Consider the following 19365-nt stretch of genomic DNA (forward strand, 5'->3'; position numbering starts at 1 on the left):
CTGACGCCCTCTGGTACGCCCTTATGAGCCAGGGGTTCAGGCCTCCTCTCTCCGCGACCACGAGAACCTTGACCTCGGGGTATGACGAGAGGGCTATGGTCCTCGAGTAGAGCTCCTCCAGGAGCCCCCCATCTGTCGAGAAGAACTCGACTATGAGGTCCCTCGCCACCAGCTCGTCGAGCTCCGGGAAGCCCGTGATCACCGTAGGATCCCCTCCAGGGTCTCCCAGGCCCTGGCGAGGTACTGGAGGTAGTAGTCAGTGTCATGACCCCTGTACCCGAGCTCCGCGCTGTAGAAGCCCCTGGGCCCCTGATGTAGGGCTCCCCCTTCACCCATAGCACGTACTCCCTCGCCTCGCCCCTGACGGCCCTGGCCCTGTACGCCCTGTAGAGCTCGCATATGACGGGCCTGAGGCCCCTGAGCTCGGCGCAGCTGTCCGCCCTGGCCATGAGCCTGAGGGCGTCCTCGTAGAACTCCCTGACAAGGACGGGCTGGTTAGACCTGAGCAGGCCCTTGACAAAAGGAACGACAAGCCTCGCCCCTTCCAGGGGCGGGGTGAGGCCTTTTAAGCCCTGGAAGGTCATGGTCGTTTGGCGTGGGGATGCCCCGAGAGGGGCTCCGCTGCGCCCGCGTGTCCCCGCGCCCCTGCTGCATACCCCCGAGTCCCAGGGGGCTGGGGGATGAGGGCAACCCCCGGCGAGGGATAGGGGTAACGGGCCTAAGGCCAGGCCCGCGGCCTGCCGCTGGACGAGCGGAGCGGGGTGGGCGCGTAACGCGCCCGCCAGCTATGAGGTGATGAAGGTGAAGGCGGTAAGCCGCGAACCGGTGAGCCGCCCTGGGGGAGCCCTCGCCCTTCAGGGCGGGGAGGAGGTCAGCGCACACCACAAGCCCCTTTTCAATTCTTTTCAATTCTCCAAGCCTTCAGACCTTCACGGAGGCCACCGGGTCGTCGGGGTCAACCTTAAGGGTCAGGCTCTCCCCGCTTAAGATCGCATAGCCCTGCTCGTTGAACGGCCTTGAACTGCTCTTAGTGGACAGTGAACCCGCAATAGCGACCCTGAAAGTGCGTGAGTACCACAGAGCATGGGCATGCCCGGCGACAACAAAAACCCCAGGCCTGTGCAGTCTCATTGCATAAACGCTCAGGACGAGCCTCCTACTGGCCCTAGCGGCAAGCCTTGCAGCGAACTTTGTAAAGCCCTCATTGGCCACGTTACCTTGATGTCCATGAACCATGAGCACTCTTCCCCCGAGCGCTGAGTAGAGGTCTACACCTCCTATTCTTAGCGACTCTTCATTGTCTCCTCTTACCAGCGTAACGGGTACAGACCCGTTGTCGCTAACTAACCTCAGAAGCTCTGGCAGGGAGGCTGCTAAGTCGACAGAGTCCCCCAGTAGAACCACTGAGTCGTGTTCCTCCTCCAGCGACTGCCTTAAGAGCTTCAGGTTCGTGTGAGGGTAATGAATGTCTGCCAGCACTAACGTGGCCTTCAAGACGGGTCTCCACAGATAGCCTCACTTGTTTACAAGTAAAAGCTTAGTCTTAACCTCACCTTTTATGATTTACTAACCGTGGTCCTAACTTAAAAACGCTACAGGCAGGTAACGTCTAAATGGGATTTCGAGTGGAGGCCGTCACTCTAGGCCTTCAGGAAGAACACGTGCTAATAGAGCGGTTCACGACTGTCCTTGAGTGGACGAGGACGAGAGTGGAGTCAGGCGTGGGCTTAGACGAGGACTTCGTCTCATCGCAGCTTAGCTTTCTTAGGGACTTCGTAATTTCGTGCCACTTCGCAAAGGAAGAGCTTTACGTGTTTCCTAAGCTGAGGGCCCTAGGCGACGACGTTAAGTCGCTGGAGCTTGAGCTAGAGGAGGATCATAACGCTATCAGGGCGCTCACAGATAAACTTAAGGTCGCCTGGGAGACCAGCGACGTCAGCCTTATTGACGCTGTGCTTGGAGACCTAGTAAAGAGGCTCCTCAGCCACCAGGAGAAGGAGAACAGCGTTGCATTTGCCTATGTCGAAATGTACACCAGCGACAACGAGAAGAGCCAGCTGCTGAACGAGCTAAGGCTATTTGACGCAAAACCTGAGTGCAACAAGGCTTCCCTGGAGAGGCAGCTTAATTACATGTTTTCTGTCATGGAGGGCTAGCCAGACCCTGTTGTAGTGCCTAACGTTAACGCTTTTATCTTCCGTGCATCACATATTTGACGCTTCGCAAGCCCTGGAGCGTGGGAAGAAATTGCAGAGTCTGCTAGCGACTAATGATGATGGTATAGACAGCGCGGGACTGAGATACCTCGTGGAGGAGCTCGCCTCAAGAGGACTCGAGGTCTATGTTGTAGCGCCGGCCTCGCAGGTGAGCGGCGCCAGCAAATCTAACTCCTTCACTGTGAAAGTTGAGAAGCGCAAACTTGAAGGAGCTAGGGGAGCGTGGGCTATAGATGGAAGGCCCGCGGACGCTGTGGCCATAGGAATAAAGGCTCTCTTGCCTTCAAGGCCGGTAATGGTTATCTCAGGGATAAACATTGGCCCTAACATGGGCCTCGTGGACTTCTTCACGAGCGGCACAATAGGGGCTGCCATCGAGGCCTCCCTGCTAGGCGTCAAGGCCGTGGCCTCTAGCTATGCAGTGCTACGCGGCCTCAGGGATGAGAAGGACCTAAGGGGGCTCAGGACAGCATCTATGATTACAGCTGACATAGTTGCAAGGCTTGTAGACGTAATTTATGAGCTCACTGATGTAGACATCATAAACCTTAACTTCCCCAGGGGAGAGCCTAGAGGGATAACCATAGCGCCCATAGCCAACATAGCTAACATAGAGATCTACAACGGCGAGGACAAGAACACCTACCATGTGCTCGGCTGGAGAACTGACGACCTAAGCGTAGCTTACTCTGGAGGAGAGGAGGGAAGCGACGTGGACGTTGTCAAGAGAGGCTACGCCTCACTGACACCTATATGTATAAGGTGCCTGAGCGTCGCCACCTACCCTGCGAGCTCCTTAAGTAAGCTCAAGGAGGCCCTCGCGGGCCTCTTGTAGCGCTATTTGAGCGTCCCCAAGATTCAAGCTATCGTTTAACAGACCCACCTGGATGACCAAGGCAGACAGGCCCTGTATACTGCTATTATAAGGGAGGGATCCGCGGCTCCAAGAGACTTAGGCGGGCACCTGTCCCTGCAACTTAGCGTAAGGGTTTTACTGCCTAGCTTTACTTCTATCTTATCCCTATCTAAAAGCCTGATCTCAAAGTTTTCACCCTTGACCGTCCCATGTTTAAGCTTAGAATTCAGCAGGCTCACACCGACGTCCTTAGGCGGCTTCAGCCACATGAGTGAGAGCGACGCCATATCCGCTGCGGCCCTGGCCTCGGCCGTTAGCCCCCTAGCCTTGAAGCTTGCCTCCTCCACTAGGAGCGCCGAGGCTCCAAGTTCAGCAGAGATGAAAGTCAACATTGCTGCTGAGCCCGCCGTGTCGGCATCCATGAGTTCTACTGCATTGCTGAGCCCTATCATTATAGGCGCGCTAAGCTCTCTAATCGCAGCAAGCCTCTGGAGTGAGCCCCAGAGGCCTGGCACCAGAGGGGGCCTTATAACCGGGTCTAAAATCGGCCTAACGCCCTCGCTAACCAAATGCTCCACGTAGCTCTTCGCAAGGCTTATTTCATCGTTACTGCTCACAGTCACCACTAGATACTTACCGCTGGCCCATGAAAGGTCCTCGAGCTGCCACGGCCTAAGGCTCAGAAGCACTTCAAAATCTGAGGAAAACTTGCTCAAAACCTCAGCTCTCGCGTCAAGGCCCAGCGCAATCTTCATGCCGCTTACCGCCGCCAGGACGTCCTTAAGCATGCCTTCGGCCTTCGCAGTAATGGGCGACAACACCACTGCATCGGCTCCATCAGCAGCCAAGGTCTTGGCCGTGCTAGCTATGTCTTCAACATTCTCAGAGCCCTTGATCACCACCTCTGATAGAACTCTCACAGGAGGCGGCCTAAGAGGAATAAGCTCGTAATTTCTGAGGCTTTCTAAGGCTTCCCTGGCTATGACATTCACAAGGTCAGACCTATACTTTTCAAGGCTGAGGTCCCTGCTAAGATCAAGGTCTCCCCTCTCCAACATCTGAGCTAGGAGCCCCAAACCCTCGGGACCTTTATATACATTAGCTCCAACTAGCCCAGCGCTCCAGGGATAACTCCCTGGAATTATTATGTAATCGTAGTCTGTCCCTGCCCTCTGAATTATTGCGGCCCTCAGCGCCTCAGGATCTAGGAAAAGGAGGTCTCTGACCTCCAAGAAGTCAACCTTAATGTCACGCGGGACCCTTCTCGTTATAATGTCCTTATACTTAGACGCGCCACCTGTGACTACCAGGAGCACCCTCATAGTATCAGCAGCTCCCTCTCCGCTCCCCTGCCCTCCAGGCCCAGCAGAGAGACCTTGAAGCCGGTGCCGTCACCGAGCTCTACTTCATCCATGTCTAGTGCGAGGGCCGCCGCCACCCTGCCTATGGAGTCCCCCTTCATTATGCCGCTGCCGCTGGTCCCCGCCACTACCACCAGGCCGCTTGAGTAAGGCTCATATATTATAGGCAGCCCATCAAAGCTCATATCATAATGCCCGGCCCAGGAGGCCTCAGGGTACTTAAGGCCAAGCTGAGGGAAGTAAAGGCTTAACACTGGCAGGATTCCGTACGTGTAGTACCTCTCTTCGGCCGTTGGGTTTTCATCCCTGACGAAGGGCCTGCCAAGCTCGTCGGCCATCCCGATCCAGAACGTGCCCTCCGCGGGGTTAGGCCTTATGTAAGCTCCCTTTGGCAGCACTGTAAATGGCATCACCTTCTCGCTGTTAAGGCCTTCAGCGTAAAGCATGGACCTCAGCTCCTGAGTGTCAGCCTTCACCACGAAGATCTGCCGCTTCTTGGGTCTGCTGTACGTGTCTATTCCTATGGGGTTCAGGAGGTCGTTGGCCCAGACGCCCATGGCTGCTATGATCTTCCTTTTGGCCTCCAGAACCCTTCCATCCTCTAGCCTGACGCCGCTGACCCTGGCCTCCTCCCAGGGGAACGGCTCACCCTCTATGCCAAGCGGCTTCGTGGGGGAAACCACGAACTCCTTAACTGGGACTCCGAGCTGAAACTCCACGCCCATGGACTTAAGCTTGCTGTAGTAGTAATCTACCAGCTTCTCAGCGTCCAGGACCCCTGCATACCTAAACAGGTACCCCCTGACTATGTCACCGGCTCCAACTATTTTGGACTCCTCGCTTCCGCTAACTTCTGTCCTCATGAACAGCGTCTTGCTAAGTATTTCCGGCTGTAGTTCTTCAACGTCAACTCCCAGGGACTCCGCAGCCCTGACCCCCTGCCTTACTACGCTGTCAGAGTTGGCGTCAACTGCAAATAGATAGCCCACCCTCAGCATCCCTAGGCTAAAGCCCTCGTTTTGAACCTTCTCATAGAACGTTATGCTGCCCTTGGCTAACATTAAGTTTACTTTATTTGTGAAGGCCGCCCTGAAGGCCGCCGCGCTCTTAGATGTGTCCCCCGCCCCCACAGAGTCCTCCTTGTCAATGACTATTACCGAGGAGTCAGGGCTCATCAGCTTTATGTGGTAAGCTGTCGCAAGCCCAGTTATGCCAGAGCCCACCACTATGTAATCGTACATTTGAATCCCTCGTGTATACATTGCCGAGCAGCGGCTTTTATTAGGTATCTATCGTAAGAAATCCCACAGCTTAACCTTCTGATCTGAGTTAATGAGGCTAACTATTTAGTTTTTCCCTACAATATAGAACAGGGTAACTATGAGAGAGCTTACAAGAACGAAGGTTATAGCGTGGGCTAAGCAGGCCGCGCGCGACGCTGGCCTCGACCCCTCTCAAATAGAGTTCGAACTACTAAGGCTTCAGGCTAGCAGCCCGCAGGAGCTCTTCACTAAGGCCCTCAGCACCTTCGCATCATGGAGCCTTCTGGACCCGAGGTGGGAGGAGGCCGCAAGGAGGCTGATCCTTTACAAAATATATGAGGAGAAGGGCTCGGAGGCCCCTGGCAAGCTTGAGGGCATAGAGTCCTGGGCGACATGGGTTGGCCTGAACCTACTTTATGAGAGGTACCTAGTCAAGCGCAAAGGTCTCGTGGTTGAGACACCCAACGAGGCGCTTGAGAGGGTAGCCTCCTTCGTGGCCGAGGCCGAGCTCAGCCTCGGGGGCTCCCTCGACGCTGCCAGGCAGGAGTTCTACGAAACTATGTCGTCAGGTAGGTTCATGCCAAACAGCCCCACTATAATGAACTCTGGAACCAAGTACCACCAGCTGGCAGCGTGCTTCGTGATACCTCTGGAAGACGACATGGACTCCATCTTTTCGGCGCTTAACACAGCCGCCTGGATCTTCAAGACTGGCGCGGGCGCAGGCTTTGACTTCACTCCCCTCAGGGGGAGGGGATCGCCTTTATCATTTGGAGGCATCGCCAGCGGGCCTGTCAGTTTCATGAAGCTCTTTGACGAGGTCGCCGACGTAATCAAGGAAGGAGGCAGAAGAAGGGCCGCCATGATGGGAATACTTCATGATGTCCATACTGATGTAGAGGAATTCATAAACTCAAAGCTGTCGGGCGGCCTGGAGAACTTCAACATAAGTGTAGGAGTTCACGACGCCTTCCTGATGGCCGCCGCGAGCGACAGTGAGTGGAACCTTTATGACCCAAATGAGTGCCCCCAGCTCGTGGGCCTCCTCAGCGGTGACCTCCCTGACCTCTGGAGAAGGTGCAGCCCCAGGAGGACCGTGAAGGCAAGCTCCCTGCTTGAAGAGGCCGCGAGGGCCGCGTGGGAGACCGGCGATCCGGGCCTAGTGTTCCTTGACACGATAAATCAGCACAACCCGACTCCAAGGCTTGGCAGAATAAGGGCTACAAACCCATGCGGGGAGACCCCGCTGCTGAGCTGGGAGGCCTGCAACTTAGGCTCGCTTAACCTCGGACGTTACGTCAAGGACGAGGGCATAGACTGGGAACTACTGGAGCACGATATAAGAATTGCGGTTAGGTTCCTGGACGACGTAATAGAGACGTCCTGGTACCCACGGCCCGAAATAGAGGCGGCGGTCAAACGCACCAGGAAAATAGGGCTTGGAGTTATGGGCTGGGCTGACATGTTAGCTAAGCTAAAGATACCCTATGACAGCGACTCGGCGCTATACCTCGCTGATAAGCTTATGGAGTTCATAGCCTACGTCGCTAGGGATGAAAGCAACAGGCTTTCAAGGGAGAGGGGACCCTACCCTGAGTTTCCAGGAAGTATACACAAGGATGGAAGGTTCAACTTTGAGCCACAGCTCAGCAGCTCGCAGATTTATGATGAGTCCAAGGTCTCTGACGCCGTTCACTCGATAGTAAGCTCAAGGCCTAAGCTTGACTGGGAGAGGGTCAGGTCCGAGATGATGGAGGGCACAAGGAACGCAACCGTGACTACAATCGCGCCTACGGGGAGCATAAGCATAATAGCTGACGCCAGCAGCAGCATAGAGCCGTTTTACTCGCTCATATACATCAGGCAGAGCTCCCTCTTCTCATGGGTTGAGCTTAACAGGTTCCTGAGAGACTGGCTTCAGGAGAGCAACAACCTTAACGCGGAAAAGATTAAGGACGTTATAAGGCACGGGGGGTCCGTCAGGGGGCTGAGCTGGGTTCCAGGCGACATCCAGGCAATTCTCGGCACGGCGCTTGATATAGACTGGAGGTGGCACGTCAGGATGCAGGCGGTCTTCCAGAGGTGGGTTGACAACGCTGTCAGCAAGACGGTCAACATGAGAAGGGACGCCACTGTGGATGACGTGAAGGGCGTCTTCATGGAGGCATGGCGGCTTAAGTGCAAAGGCATAACAGTGTTCAGGGACCAAAGCAAGGGGGTCCAGGTGATGAGTGTAGATCAAAATATCGATGCCCTCATCAGGGAGCCGCCAAAGCTGAGGATAAGGGCCAAGGCCAAAATGGTACCTGGCGTTATAAATGTTGAGGGTTCATCGCTTTCAGCCGTTAGCGAAGAGTACGCTGGGGGGTGCCCGACCTGCGATCTCTAAGAGGATGACTTGGGCACAGCGACTATAATTCTCCTGTTCTTTGCGCGGACCTCTATGGAGCCGTCAGCAATTAGCTTCTTAAGTATCTTCCTGGCCACAGAAAGCTTCACGTTAAGCATGGACGCTAGCTTTGCTGGCGTCACGTAGCTCATCTTGGCTACGTCCCTCTTAGCCCTGTTTATGAGCTCTGGCGTGACGTCAAGCGCGGGCGCCGCTGCCTGGGCCCTGGCCTGCTGCCTTGAGCCCCTGGCTCCCTGAGCTTTCCTGGCCTGCTCCTGTCTCCTTGGCTGCTCTGACACTTAGCATCACCCGGCCTATGAGCGACTTAGGCTGGTTTAAAAAGGTTGAGCGAGCAGGGGCCTCAGAATGATATCGTTGTGCCCCCTATCTCTCCCCGCCCTCTCTCCTGCTCGCCGCCAAGGGTCGAGCCTATCTCCCTCAGCCTAGTGAGTATGGGGTTCAGTTGGCCCATCTTAAAGTAGTTGTCAAGGGTGTTCCTCATGCTCGAGGTGTGCTCTATGTCAAGCTCCAGGAGCTCCTCAAGTATCTTCACCGTTCTCTCCCACACATCAACAAGGAGGTCTCTGGGCGCGTTCGTAGTTATGAAGGGGTCCTGGAGCCAGTCGTCAAAGGCCTTTATAGTTCTCATCATGTGGCTGAAGGCAAGCCTAGTGTTAACTATAAGCTCAAGCCTGTCAGCCTGCGATATTCTCTTCTCGTTCTCCTTGAAGGTCTGAAGTATGCTCTGCTGCATAACTACCCATCTATCTAGGTTACGCAGGAAGTCTGTTATATCTTGCCTGGACGACACTTTCCGCACCTCTGTGCGAGAAAGGCCTCCAGGCCTATTATTTTAATGCATAAGGACCCTCGCGTTAGGTAGTCCCTTAACTTAATATCTAATGTTTAATGTTAATACTAGGACTCCTTCTCCCTTTCCCTCCCTTATTACCACCTGCGGCGCCTTCATAGCACTAATGAAGATAACTATATTAATTTTCACACGTGGATATAGGTGAGGTAACCATCAATGAAGGGATGGAGCGGCAGGCTGTTGTGGGTTGACCTGACAAGGAAGGAGTCAAAGGTCATAAACTATCCTGCTGAATGGTCCCTGATGTACCTTGGGGGCAGGGGACTTGCAGCGAGAATCCTCTGGGAGTACATGAAGCCAGGGGCCGATCCCCTGGGGCCTGACAACCTTCTGATCCTTGCAATAGGACCCCTCACGGGCCTTCCGGGACCTAGCACAGGCAAGCTTCAGGTGGCGGCCAAAAGCCCCCTGACTGGGGGCTATGGGGACGGCAACGTTGGGACCACGTTCTCTAATGAGATGAGAAAGGCCGGCCTTGATGCTGTGGTCTTCAGCGGGGTCTCTGACAAACCGGTCGTTATCGAAATAGAGAATACTAAGGTTAACTTTGAGCCAGCTGACGACCTGTGGGGACTTGACACGTGGACCACCGAGGAGAGGCTAAGGAAGCGCTATGGCCGCTTTGCCGGCATAGTGGAGATAGGCCCCGCGGGCGAGCACCTGGTGAAGTTTGCAACCATCATAAGCCAGGAGGGCAGGAGCGGCGGAAGGCCAGGAATAGGCGCTGTCATGGGCTCTAAGAAGGTCAAGGCCGTAGTCATGAGGGGAAGCGAGAAGTATGAGCTCTATGACAACAAGGAGTACATGGCTGAGGCGACTAAGGCCCTCATAGAGATAAAGAGCAGGCCCGGGTACCCGTTTTGGATGCGCCAGGGCACCATGGCCACCATTGACTGGGCCCAGGAGACCAGCGTGCTCCCCACATACAACTTTAATGAGGGGGTCTTTGACGGCTTTAAGGGAATAGACGGCTACACCATGGAGAGTATGAAGGTAGAGCAGAGGGGCTGCCCTAACTGTAACATGCAGTGCGGCAACGTAGTGCTTGACAGGACTGGAGTCAAGAGCGAGCTCGACTATGAGAACGTGGCGCTCCTGGGAAGCAACCTGGGCATTGACCACCTGGCAGACGCTGCATACCTCAACAGGATAGGGGACCAGATGGGCTATGACACGGAAAGCCTCGGAACCACGCTGAGCTGGGCCATAGAGGCCAGTCAGGCGGGGCTCCTAAAGGACTACGACGGCAGGCTGAGGCTTGAGTGGGGCGACGCTAAGACGCTCGCCGACGTGGCGTACCAGATAGCTAACAGGTCGACGCCCCTGGGAGACCTACTGGCCGAGGCCAGCTCCGGCGCGTGCAGGAAGGTCGGGGGCTGCGACTTCTCAATGGATGTCAAGGGGCTTGGGGTTAGCGCTTACGACTGCCACGCGGCCCCAGGCATGGCGCTCGCCTTTGCGACGAGCCCCATAGGGGCCCATCACAAGGACGCCTGGGTCATAAGCTGGGAGATCCAGAACGACAGATTTGCGTACAGCAAGGAAAAGGCCGCCAAGGTTATAGAGCTGCAGAGGATAAGGGGCGGGCTCTTCGAGAGCTTCACCACCTGCAGGCTGCCGTGGGTCGAAGTGGGGCTTAACATAGAGCACTACCCGCTGCTGCTCTACTACTCCACCGGCGTCAAGTATACGTGGGACGACCTCTACGCTATAGGCGACCGCGTGTATGCACTGATAAGGGCCATATGGATAAGGGAGAAGGGCGGCTGGAGCAGGGACTACGACATGCCGCCCGTCAAGTGGTTTAAGAGGCCCCTGACCAAGGGGCCGCTGAGCGGCATGCACTTGGACTATGATAAGTATAACCAGTTGCTAAACTACTACTATGAGCTAAGGGGCTGGGACTACAACGGCGTCCCCACTAAGGCGACCCTTCACAGGCTGGGCCTCGACTTTGTCATACCAGAGCTCGAGAAGTACGTGAAGCTGAGCTAAGGCGGAGGCACGAAGAACCAGAGCTTGCCCCTGTGGTAGTCCCTTATGACAGCCCTGGCGGCCTCCTCTACGTTAGGCTCATGGGTGCTCTTGTATATCCACATTCTCTTCGCCGCCAGCTCCTCAAGTATCCTGTAGGGGTCCCTCTCAACTATTCCATAAGCCTCAACGACCGAGTTAGTGTTATACTTCATAGCCCTCTCGAGCAAGAACATCGCAGGCTTTACTGGGTCGTAGAGCTCCTCAGGGCTCTTGCCCCTGATCACGGACTCCAGCTCATCCCCCTCGACAGGTATAGTGCCCGGGGTGTCTATAATGTATATGTTGCTGGCGACCCTGTAGACAGTATAGCTTTTAGTGTAGCCCCAGCTCCCTGGCACTTTGCTCACGGGCGCGCTTTTGTAGCCCTTTAACATGTTTATCAAGCTGGACTTGCCGGTCTTGGGGTAACCCACTACGCAGAACGTCGAGACGTTATCCTGGGACATCCTTTTGAGCTCAGCCTTTAGGGTCCCCTTACCATAGCCTTTGAGGCTTGAGACCAAAACCGCGTTGACATTGTGAGAGCTGAAGTACTCCAGCCATGCCTTAGCCACAGACCTAGGTATCAGGTCCGACTTGTTAATCACCAATAGGACTTTCTTATCAAAGGCCCTCGCCATCTCTTCAACTCTAGGGCTTCGCGTGCCCAAGGGATCCCTCGCGTCTAGAACCTCAAGTATGCCGTCAGACCTTTTTATTATTCTGGCCAGAGAACGCCAATCCGCTAGCTGCACTGTGGCCTTCCCCAAAGTGAGGTGCCGAGCGGCAGATTAAGTGTTTATAAACATTTACTACTATTTATGCATTACATCAGCCCCAGAGGCCATGGCATCAGGAAAAGCATCTGAGCTTATAAGCTTTGCTCCCCTGACTAAATAGATGCAAGTATTTGGGGGTCAGCGCGTGTCTGACGCTGAACAGCCTAAAAAGGACTCCGAGGCAGCTGCCCAGAAGTCCTCTAAGTGTTCCCCTGACCACATAATTTATGATCCTAACACAGGCGCCAGGATATGCCTTGACACTGGCGAGATTATAGAGGAGCAGGTTATAGGTGACGAGGCCGAGTGGAGGGCCTATACGCCCGACGAAAGGGCTAGGAGAACCAGGGTCGGAGGCCCGCTCTCCCTTGCCAAGCCAAATATGGGCCTTGACGTTTACCTGAGCGGGTTCCACGAGGGGAGCGGCAAGAGGATAAGGGGGCTCTCCAGGAGGATAGAGAACCTAAGGCTGCAGCGTAGCTTTAAGATGGGAAGGACCCTAAGCGGCATTGAGAAGAACATAAACCAGGCCCTCAAGATACTCGACGAGATAGCCACCAGGATGGAGCTCCCAGACAGGGTTAAGGAGGAGGCCTCTAAGCTCTACAGGGACGCCACCGAGAAGGGACTCACCAGGGGCAGGAGCATAGAGAGCGTGGTCGCGGCCACCCTGTATGCCGCCTGCCGTAAGCTAAAGATACCTTGTACCATAGACGACATAGCCAAGAACCTGCCCAGCAAGAGCGCTGACACCAAGAGGGAAGTAGCCAGGTGCTATAGGCTGCTTGTGAGGGACCTGGGCGTTGACATACCTGTCATAGAGCCGGAGCTATTCATAAGTAGAATAGTAAGCGCCCTTGGCCTGCCAGACTATATAACTATCGAGGCTGCCAAGATACTAAGGGAGGCCAGAAACAAGGGAGTTACCGCTGGCAAAGATCCAAGCGGCCTAGCCGCGGCGGCTGTCTACCTCGCAGCGCTGAAGAACGGCCTAAGGAGGACTCAGAAGGAGATAGCCCACGTGGCCGGCGTCACTGAGGTCACAGTGAGAAACCGGTATAAGGAGCTTGTGGGGGACGAGCTTAAGGGGGAGACACAGTAACTCTTTTTATTTATTTCTTTTTAATTTAATAGCAATGTTTTGTCTTACCTTGGAATCCTACCTTGAGCAGCAACCTTAATATCTTTAGTTAACCTAATCCATGTCCTTAATTAAATTTATTGACTTTGTTGCTAAAACTACTAGATATGACTGCCCAACAATGACGTTATGAAGAAGCCTTTTGTATTAAGGGCGTTAGCCCTCTTCGGGCCTTGTTCTCATAATCTTAGGTTTCCCCATTATTAGCCAATATTCTATCTGAGCCCCTGGCTTAAGCCTTTCTAGCAGCTCAGGGTCATCCTTAGGTTTCTCCACCTCTATAGTATCGTATGTCTCAAGGTCCATCAGCTGGATCGAGTCGCCTAGGTCAGCGAGTACCTGCCCGTTCCTCTTCTCAATTATTGGAACCTGGACCTGGGTGTCGGTAGGTGCAACCATCGTCTTCTTAGTGCCGCTGAACAGGCCTATTGCAACCACGTGAGCCTTTGCGCTGCCGTGCTTCCCAGTCTTTGCTTTTGTGATCTCAACTATCCTGCAGGGCTCCCCATCAATTACTATGTAATTGCCCTTCTTTAAGTCGCCTAGCGTGGCAAACTGAACGCTCATCTTGCCTTACACCCAAAAGCCTACCTAACACTCTCTCTTTAAAAATGTTCCTCCGCGACATAAGCTACCGCTCATTAGGCCAGCCTTTCAATTATTATACTCAGGTAGCCAGCGTTCCTCCCCCTTGGCCTTGAAGATCCGACGTCTGCGGAGACGACCCTGAGGGCCTCCCCCATTCTCTGCTTCATTATTAAGTAGACGTCCACTAGCTTACAGGCATCGTCGCTGTCAGCATAAAGCTCGACCTGTTTAAACCCCTTGTTAAATTCCAGTATGGCCTGTAGGGCGTAGTCCTCGGCTGAGCTGCTTGAGGTTATGTTTATTCTGCTCCTGCTCTCCATGGCATTTCCCAAAACCACTGCGGACTTACTGGCTTTTTAGCTTAACTGCGCCCTTGGCCTTAAACCTCCTTCAGACCGCATGCCGGGAGCACAGCACTTTAGGGGCTCAGCGGCAGAACTAGCCAGAGGGGCTTTGCTCAGAGTCGCCATAGTTGGCGGATGCGGCGCCGCAGGCTCTGTGGCCGCGGCGGCCCTTGTCAAGGGAGGCGTCAGCGTTGAGATAATAGATAGAGGCAAGAAAAGTTGCAGTGGCGAGGAGGTCGAAGTTGAGGGCCTTTGGAAAGGGCGTCTGAAGGTATGCGGCTGGGACTCAGCAAAGGGACCCTACGATGTTGTTATCCTGTTCACCAAGGCATACGACGCCGGTGGCGCCATAGAAGATGCTGTCAAACTTAATGCTAAACTTTACGTCTCGCCTCATAATGGTCTCGGCCCACTCGAACTTCTTGAGGAGAGGGCTGGAAGCAGGGCCGCAGGCGCCATAGTCTATTATGGAGCTACAAGGGTGTCCAGGTGTAGGTCCAGGTACAATGGAGGTGGAAAGGTAATACTTGGATGCCGCAGGGGCTGTGATGAGGCGCTATTGAGGGACCTCTCCGAGGCTTTGAAAACCGGCGGCCTTGATGCAATAGTTACAAATCCTGAGGACTTTCAGTCAGAAAGGTGGCTTAAGCTGGCCGTCAACAGTGCCATAAACCCTGTCACAGCGCTGTCCTGGGATAAGAACGAGGTGATAATTAAAGATGATAGCGCCAGGGACCTCGCAGCGTATCTCGCAGCGGAAACGGGCAATGTGGCGTCCCAACTTGGCATAAAGCTCCCTGAGGACCCCGTCGAGGCCACCTACAGGACAGCAAGGGAAACCGCTGACAACTGCAGCTCAACAGTTCAGGACCTGGCCGCCAACAGGGAGACGGAACTTAAGTATATTAACTTGGCTGTCTGGAACGCCTCAGTAAGCTTACAGGTACGCGCCGTGGCAAACCTCTCTGTGTACAGGGCGGTGGAGGTGGCCTCGAGGTGGCTGAAAGGGAGAAGGTCACCGTGCGTAAGATCGTAAACCTCAAGGGCAAGAAACCTATAGTGATGATAACAGCTTACGACTACCCTACCGCAAAAATTGTTGACGAGGTAGGTGTTGACATAATACTGGTCGGGGACTCCCTGTCAATGACCGTTCTCGGTAACCCCTCAACCTTGCAGGTTGACATGAACGACATGCTAAGGCACACAGCAGCGGTGTCGAGGGCTCAGCCTAAGTCGCTCCTGGTGGCCGACATGCCGTTCCTTAGTTATGAGGTTAACGTTAACGAGGCCGTAAGAAATGCCGGTGAGTTCCTCAGGGTTGGCGCGGACGCAGTCAAGCTTGAAGGAGGTTCGGAGTATACCGACGTAGTTAAGGCTTTGACCCGCGCTGGCATCCCAGTCATGGGTCACGTGGGTCTGACCCCCCAAAAGCACAAGCTCCTGGGAGGTTACAGGCTCATGGGCAAGACCGCGGAGGAGGCCAAGGAAATCATTGAGGACGCGGAGGCCATAGCAGAGGCCGGCGCGTTCTCAATTGTAATAGAGTACACAGCCTCCGAGGTCGCCGCGGAGGTCACCAAAAGGGTCAAGGTGCCCACAATATGTATAGGCTCAGGTCCCTTCTGTGACGGACAAGTGCTAGTAATTCATGATGTGCTAGGGCTCTCTGACGCGTCGCCGCCGTTCACCAAAAGATACGTGAACCTCAAGGATATCATAGCCTCCGCTATCAAGTCATATAAGGATGACGTAGAGAACAGCAGGTTCCCTCCAGAGGAAATGTACTGGCACATGAAGGATGGCGAGTATGATAAGCTGCTAAATATGCTACGCGGAGCTACATCACCTGAGCCTTAGGTTAGCCTCGCTGAGCTTCCTGAAGATCTCCTCCCTAACGCTCATTATGAAGCTCCCAGCGTCCTGAGACCCAGACTCTATGGCATCTAAGCTTTCCTCAAGCCTCCTTGACGCCTCCTCGTTCAACATGTCACTGAAGGGCGAGCTGCTGAGCAGCCTGTAGACCTCTATCCCGAGGCGCGTTGGTATTAGGAACTTCAGCTTCTTAGTCTCAACCGCGTATCCATGTCTTAGGTTCGCCTCTATTACCTTTGCGTACGTGCTCGGCCTCCCTATGTTCTTCTTCTTCATCAGCATAACTAGGTCGCCGCTCCTGTAAGGCTGAATGAGGCTTCCCTTAAACATGACCACGTTAGTTAAGGGGACCTCATACTCCTTGTCAGTCTCCCTGAGGACCCAAGTCTCAAGCTTTGGACGCATTATAGCCGTGAAGCCCTCCTTTACCACCGCTGTCACCACCTCCATGGACTGAGTAAGGTTCCCCAGCCTCAGCGTCACTGACGCCTTCTCGAGCGTTGCAGGGGCCATCTGGCTTGCCATGAATCTCTCAAATATTAGCTGGTACAGCTTATAATGAGCGCCTGAGAGCGCCGTGGGAACCCTCAGGGAGCCGTCAAGGATTGCCCTCTCGACCTCCTCAGCGTTCAGAGGCCTCGTGGGCCTTATGGCCTCGTGGGCTCCCCCGGCGCCCCAGCTTCTCGGCTTGTAGTACTGGGCAAGACCATGTGACTCGAGGTACTGCTTCGCAACCGCCATGCCCGCCTCTGAAATCCTTGTCGAGTCCGTCCTGTGATATGTTATGAGGCCTGAGTAGAAGAGGTCCTGGGCCAACTTCATTGTAAGCTCCGCCGAGTAGCCAAGCTTGGCCGAGGCGTCAAATATCATCTCGTCCGTGGTGTATGGGGGCATTGGGTTTACGTCCTCGGTCCAGACTTTCTCGGTAACGGCGATCGCTACGTTGAGCTTTGACGCCTCCTCGGCCTCCTCGCTTGACTTCGTGTAAAATATAACTGGGGTCCCGGAGGGAAGCAGGCCCCTGACCTTGTAGCCCATGACCTCCTTGTACTCGTTATACCTGTCTATTATCCAGCCCAGAACCGGTGTCTGAACTCTTCCAGCCCCCAGCCAGTTCTTGTTCATCTTAAGCCAGAGGTACTGGCTTGTCACAAAGCCTATCCACCTGTCGTCTATCCTCCTCGCCATCTGAGCGTTCACTAGGTTTACGTCTATGGAGCCCGGAAGCCTCAGGGCCTCCATGAAGGCCCTTGGCGTCACCTCATGGAACGCGCTCCTGTAAATGTTTTGGTTGTACGGCCTCATGGTAAGGTATAGGTCCCATGCTATCTTCTCCCCCTCCCTGTCAGGGTCAGTCATTATGATTACCCTGTCGACCTGCGTCGCGAGCTTTCTCAGGGTATCAGCTATGCCCTTGGAGTCTATTATTGCGGTTGAACCGCACCTTGGACACCTATCAACGTTTTCAGTAAACTGGTAGCCGCAGCTGAGGCACCTCTTTATTGTAGTGTAGACCGGCTGTATGGCGTTGTTAAACCTGACTCCGAAGAGGCTATTGCCAGCCTCGTCACCTCCCTCTATTACGAGGTCATAAATGTGGCCCTTCGACGCCGTTATAGTTATCAGGTGCACTGTTCCCGTCTCTTGGTCAACTACCGTGGTTTCATATATGCTAACCCTTCCCTCGGATCTCTTCGCTGGCCTGCCCCAGAAGTTGGCAATGGTCTTTGCCTTAGTGGGCGACTCCACAACTATGAGCTCAGTCACTATGTTAACCTGCTTTCTCTCTCCTTTCTCAGACCTGCTGGCCTCTATCTCACGCATCACGTCCTCAAGGTTTACGCTGTTGAAGTCTACGAAGGTCGCCTGGCTCATCCACCTAAGTCTGTCCTCCATAGCATCTACGAGCTCTTTCATGTTATCAACTATGACAGAGAGTCCCTTGGTCATAGCTCCATGGTAGAGCCTGCTGGTCCTGCCGCTTGCCTGCAAGTACGACGGCGCGTCAGGTGAGTAAAGCCATATTGATGAGCCCTCCCTCCTGAGTACCATCGTGCCTATCCTCAGAACTTGTCCGTCCTGGACAATCATGTTGCTGATCGCCTGAACGGCCTTGGCTGAGGCCTCTAGGACGAGCTCTCTCAGCACCTCGAGCCTCCCCTTGGCCTCTATTTCACCCCTAATGGCGGCTGACAGGATGTTGCTCTCGACATTAAAGCTCTTGAGCAGGTTCTCCAGCTTTTCCCTGTACTCCTTGAAGCCGCTATCTTTTTCCTCAAGAAATATTAGGACCCTGAGAAGCCTTCTGGGCGAGAGAAGGGCCGTCTTAAGCTCCACCTTTATTGCTGGCGTTCCAAGGAATATCGCGTAACGGATAACCTCGGGCAGGTCAATACCTCTGACCAGCGCGCCGTACCTGCTCGCGAGGCCTATAGCCACGTCAACCTCTCCTGACGAGAGCTTCTCCACAGCCCTCCTGGAGTTACTTATGGCCTGAACGGCCTTGATTCCAGCCCCTGCGAGCTTGTCCAAAAGCTCCTTAACATAAGCTTTCCCATAAGCTTGAGAGATAAATATCAGGCCCCCCTTCCCAAGTTTCTTAGCCAGGCTTACTACAGAGTCCACCGGCGAGGTTGTTATGAGAAAGGTGTCCACAACGTTTCTGAGGTAGTCAGTGCCGCCTCCTATTTCAAAGCCTAACAGCTCCCTAAATATGAGGTGCTTCACCCCCTTAGGCCTTCCGGTGGCAGACGCTATTACTAGCTGACCTTTAGGGCCCTCGAGGACCTTCTCACTAAGCTTAAGCGACAGTGAACTTATATCGCTCTGGAGCTGCCTAATTCTCTCCTCGCTCCTCCCAGAGGCCTCTAAGGTTGCCAGCTCAAGCTTCTCCTGGACTATCTTAAATGCCGTAGCTATGGAATCCTCGTCAAACCCTATGAGTATCAGGGCCCTGTCTATATTCTTGCTGTTCCGCAGCAGGCTGTCAACGTCGTCCACTATCATTAGGTTAAACGGTGACTGCTTCTTAAGCACGTCAAAGTTCTTTACCATGAAACCTGGAGTTATAACTACAACGGAATAGTCCCCTCTCGTTATCTTATCCAGCATTTGGCTCCTTTGGGCCTTCGGAAGGCTGCTATAGTAAAAGGCCACCTTATCCCCCAACATTGATGCGAGCCTTCCGGCTGTCTGCGCCACCAAGTTCTCCGTGGGGACAAGATACATTACTTTGTAGCCCTCCTGCATTACCTTGAAGGCGGCGTAAGCCATCAGGAGGGTAGTCTTTCCGACGCCCGTTGGCGCCACTATGGAGAAGCTTTCCTCTGAGAGGAGCCTCCTGGCCCAACTCCTCTGCGCGCTGGAGAGCTTGAAACCGTATTTCTCCTCGAAGAACTTAGAGAATTCGCGGAAGCTCTTTTCCATGAGGTATAGCGAGGAATAACCCTTTAACTTGCCCTCCTTCGCTAACTCAAGCCCTATCTCAAGTATGTCGCTGCTCTTAGGCTCCCTTGGGAGACAAACAGTGCAGGGAAGCCCCTTCTCAAGCCTGTCAGCTGTTATCTCCCTGCCGCAGTTAGGACACATTCGCTCGTAGATTGGCAGCAGCGCAGGCACTGCTTTTCTCCCATTATACCGTATTCAGGTTTCTCACAAGCTAGGG

17 protein-coding genes and 1 pseudogene are annotated in these 19365 nt (G+C 54.3%); 7 read left to right on the plus strand and 11 right to left on the minus strand.

Annotation, left to right across the window (positions count from 1 at the left end; all coding sequences use genetic code 11):
• The 3 genes and pseudogenes from ACP5H1_RS02930 to ACP5H1_RS02940 all read right to left on the minus strand — a co-directional run.
• Positions 1 to 202: pseudogene (locus ACP5H1_RS02930) on the minus strand (hypothetical protein); the annotation flags it as partial.
• Positions 199 to 336 (minus strand): hypothetical protein, encoded by a 138-nt coding sequence (locus ACP5H1_RS02935; RefSeq protein ID WP_427971509.1) that lies wholly within the window; start codon positions 334 to 336, stop codon positions 199 to 201. The gene ACP5H1_RS02935 and the pseudogene ACP5H1_RS02930, both read right to left, overlap by 4 nt.
• Positions 337 to 921: 585 nt before the next feature.
• A complete protein-coding gene (locus tag ACP5H1_RS02940; protein ID WP_427971511.1) occupies positions 922 to 1494 on the minus strand; it encodes a metallophosphoesterase family protein in 573 nt (190 codons plus the stop codon).
• A gap of 119 nt (positions 1495 to 1613) precedes the next feature.
• Between ACP5H1_RS02940 and ACP5H1_RS02945 the strand changes: the two genes are divergently transcribed.
• Positions 1614 to 2156, plus strand: a complete 543-nt coding sequence (locus ACP5H1_RS02945) for a hemerythrin domain-containing protein (RefSeq protein WP_427971514.1) — start codon at positions 1614 to 1616, stop codon at positions 2154 to 2156.
• A gap of 91 nt (positions 2157 to 2247) precedes the next feature.
• The gene (gene surE, locus ACP5H1_RS02950) at positions 2248 to 3051 is read left to right on the plus strand and encodes a 5'/3'-nucleotidase SurE (RefSeq protein ID WP_427971517.1); all 804 of its coding nucleotides are present in this window, start codon (positions 2248 to 2250) and stop codon (positions 3049 to 3051) included.
• Positions 3052 to 3086: 35 nt separating this feature from the next.
• On the opposite strand, the gene ACP5H1_RS02955 is transcribed toward surE, so the two are convergent.
• The gene (locus ACP5H1_RS02955; RefSeq protein WP_427971519.1) at positions 3087 to 4394 is read right to left on the minus strand and encodes a hypothetical protein; all 1308 of its coding nucleotides are present in this window, start codon (positions 4392 to 4394) and stop codon (positions 3087 to 3089) included.
• The gene (locus ACP5H1_RS02960) at positions 4391 to 5674 is read right to left on the minus strand and encodes an NAD(P)/FAD-dependent oxidoreductase (RefSeq protein ID WP_427971522.1); all 1284 of its coding nucleotides are present in this window, start codon (positions 5672 to 5674) and stop codon (positions 4391 to 4393) included. Before ACP5H1_RS02960 ends, ACP5H1_RS02955 begins: the two co-directional genes overlap by 4 nt.
• A gap of 139 nt (positions 5675 to 5813) precedes the next feature.
• On the opposite strand from ACP5H1_RS02960, the gene ACP5H1_RS02965 reads away from it, so the two are divergent.
• Positions 5814 to 8084, plus strand: a complete 2271-nt coding sequence (locus tag ACP5H1_RS02965; RefSeq protein WP_427971524.1) for an adenosylcobalamin-dependent ribonucleoside-diphosphate reductase — start codon at positions 5814 to 5816, stop codon at positions 8082 to 8084.
• Here ACP5H1_RS02965 and ACP5H1_RS02970 read toward each other — a convergent pair.
• Positions 8081 to 8383 carry a hypothetical protein gene (locus tag ACP5H1_RS02970; RefSeq protein WP_427971527.1) on the minus strand — a complete coding sequence of 101 codons (303 nt, stop codon included), beginning with the start codon at positions 8381 to 8383 and terminating at the stop codon, positions 8081 to 8083. The genes ACP5H1_RS02965 and ACP5H1_RS02970 overlap by 4 nt on opposite strands.
• Positions 8384 to 8445: 62 nt before the next feature.
• A complete protein-coding gene (locus tag ACP5H1_RS02975; RefSeq protein ID WP_083774091.1) occupies positions 8446 to 8895 on the minus strand; it encodes a DUF2153 family protein in 450 nt (149 codons plus the stop codon).
• A 219-nt stretch (positions 8896 to 9114) separates the two neighbouring features.
• Between ACP5H1_RS02975 and ACP5H1_RS02980 the strand changes: the two genes are divergently transcribed.
• Positions 9115 to 10953, plus strand: coding sequence for an aldehyde ferredoxin oxidoreductase family protein (locus ACP5H1_RS02980; RefSeq protein WP_427971530.1), 1839 nt, complete (start codon positions 9115 to 9117; stop codon positions 10951 to 10953).
• On the opposite strand, the gene ACP5H1_RS02985 is transcribed toward ACP5H1_RS02980, so the two are convergent.
• Positions 10950 to 11744 (minus strand): GTPase, encoded by a 795-nt coding sequence (locus tag ACP5H1_RS02985; protein WP_427971532.1) that lies wholly within the window; start codon positions 11742 to 11744, stop codon positions 10950 to 10952. The two genes, ACP5H1_RS02980 and ACP5H1_RS02985, sit on opposite strands and share 4 nt — an antisense overlap.
• 154 nt (positions 11745 to 11898) lie before the next feature.
• Between ACP5H1_RS02985 and ACP5H1_RS02990 the strand changes: the two genes are divergently transcribed.
• Complete coding sequence (locus ACP5H1_RS02990; protein WP_427971535.1) at positions 11899 to 12855, plus strand: transcription initiation factor IIB; 957 nt, start codon at positions 11899 to 11901, stop codon at positions 12853 to 12855.
• Positions 12856 to 13050: 195 nt separating this feature from the next.
• On the opposite strand, the gene ACP5H1_RS02995 is transcribed toward ACP5H1_RS02990, so the two are convergent.
• Together ACP5H1_RS02995 and ACP5H1_RS03000 are read right to left on the minus strand one after the other, a co-directional pair.
• Positions 13051 to 13461 carry a translation initiation factor IF-5A gene (locus ACP5H1_RS02995; protein ID WP_013267163.1) on the minus strand — a complete coding sequence of 137 codons (411 nt, stop codon included), beginning with the start codon at positions 13459 to 13461 and terminating at the stop codon, positions 13051 to 13053.
• A gap of 74 nt (positions 13462 to 13535) precedes the next feature.
• Positions 13536 to 13802: a ribonuclease P subunit p25 family protein gene (locus tag ACP5H1_RS03000; RefSeq protein WP_427971537.1), complete on the minus strand. Its 267-nt coding sequence runs from the start codon at positions 13800 to 13802 to the stop codon at positions 13536 to 13538.
• Positions 13803 to 13935: 133 nt separating this feature from the next.
• On the opposite strand from ACP5H1_RS03000, the gene ACP5H1_RS03005 reads away from it, so the two are divergent.
• Positions 13936 to 14862, plus strand: a complete 927-nt coding sequence (locus tag ACP5H1_RS03005; RefSeq protein WP_427971540.1) for a ketopantoate reductase family protein — start codon at positions 13936 to 13938, stop codon at positions 14860 to 14862.
• The gene (gene panB / locus ACP5H1_RS03010) at positions 14823 to 15686 is read left to right on the plus strand and encodes a 3-methyl-2-oxobutanoate hydroxymethyltransferase (RefSeq protein WP_427971543.1); all 864 of its coding nucleotides are present in this window, start codon (positions 14823 to 14825) and stop codon (positions 15684 to 15686) included. Before ACP5H1_RS03005 ends, panB begins: the two co-directional genes overlap by 40 nt.
• Here the strand turns inward: panB and rgy are convergent.
• Complete coding sequence (gene rgy / locus ACP5H1_RS03015) at positions 15672 to 19319, minus strand: reverse gyrase (RefSeq protein WP_427971546.1); 3648 nt, start codon at positions 19317 to 19319, stop codon at positions 15672 to 15674. The genes panB and rgy overlap by 15 nt on opposite strands.
• Positions 19320 to 19365 lie beyond the last annotated feature (46 nt).

Source organism: Acidilobus sp. (assembly GCF_049973875.1).
GTDB lineage: Archaea > Thermoproteota > Thermoprotei_A > Sulfolobales > Acidilobaceae > Acidilobus.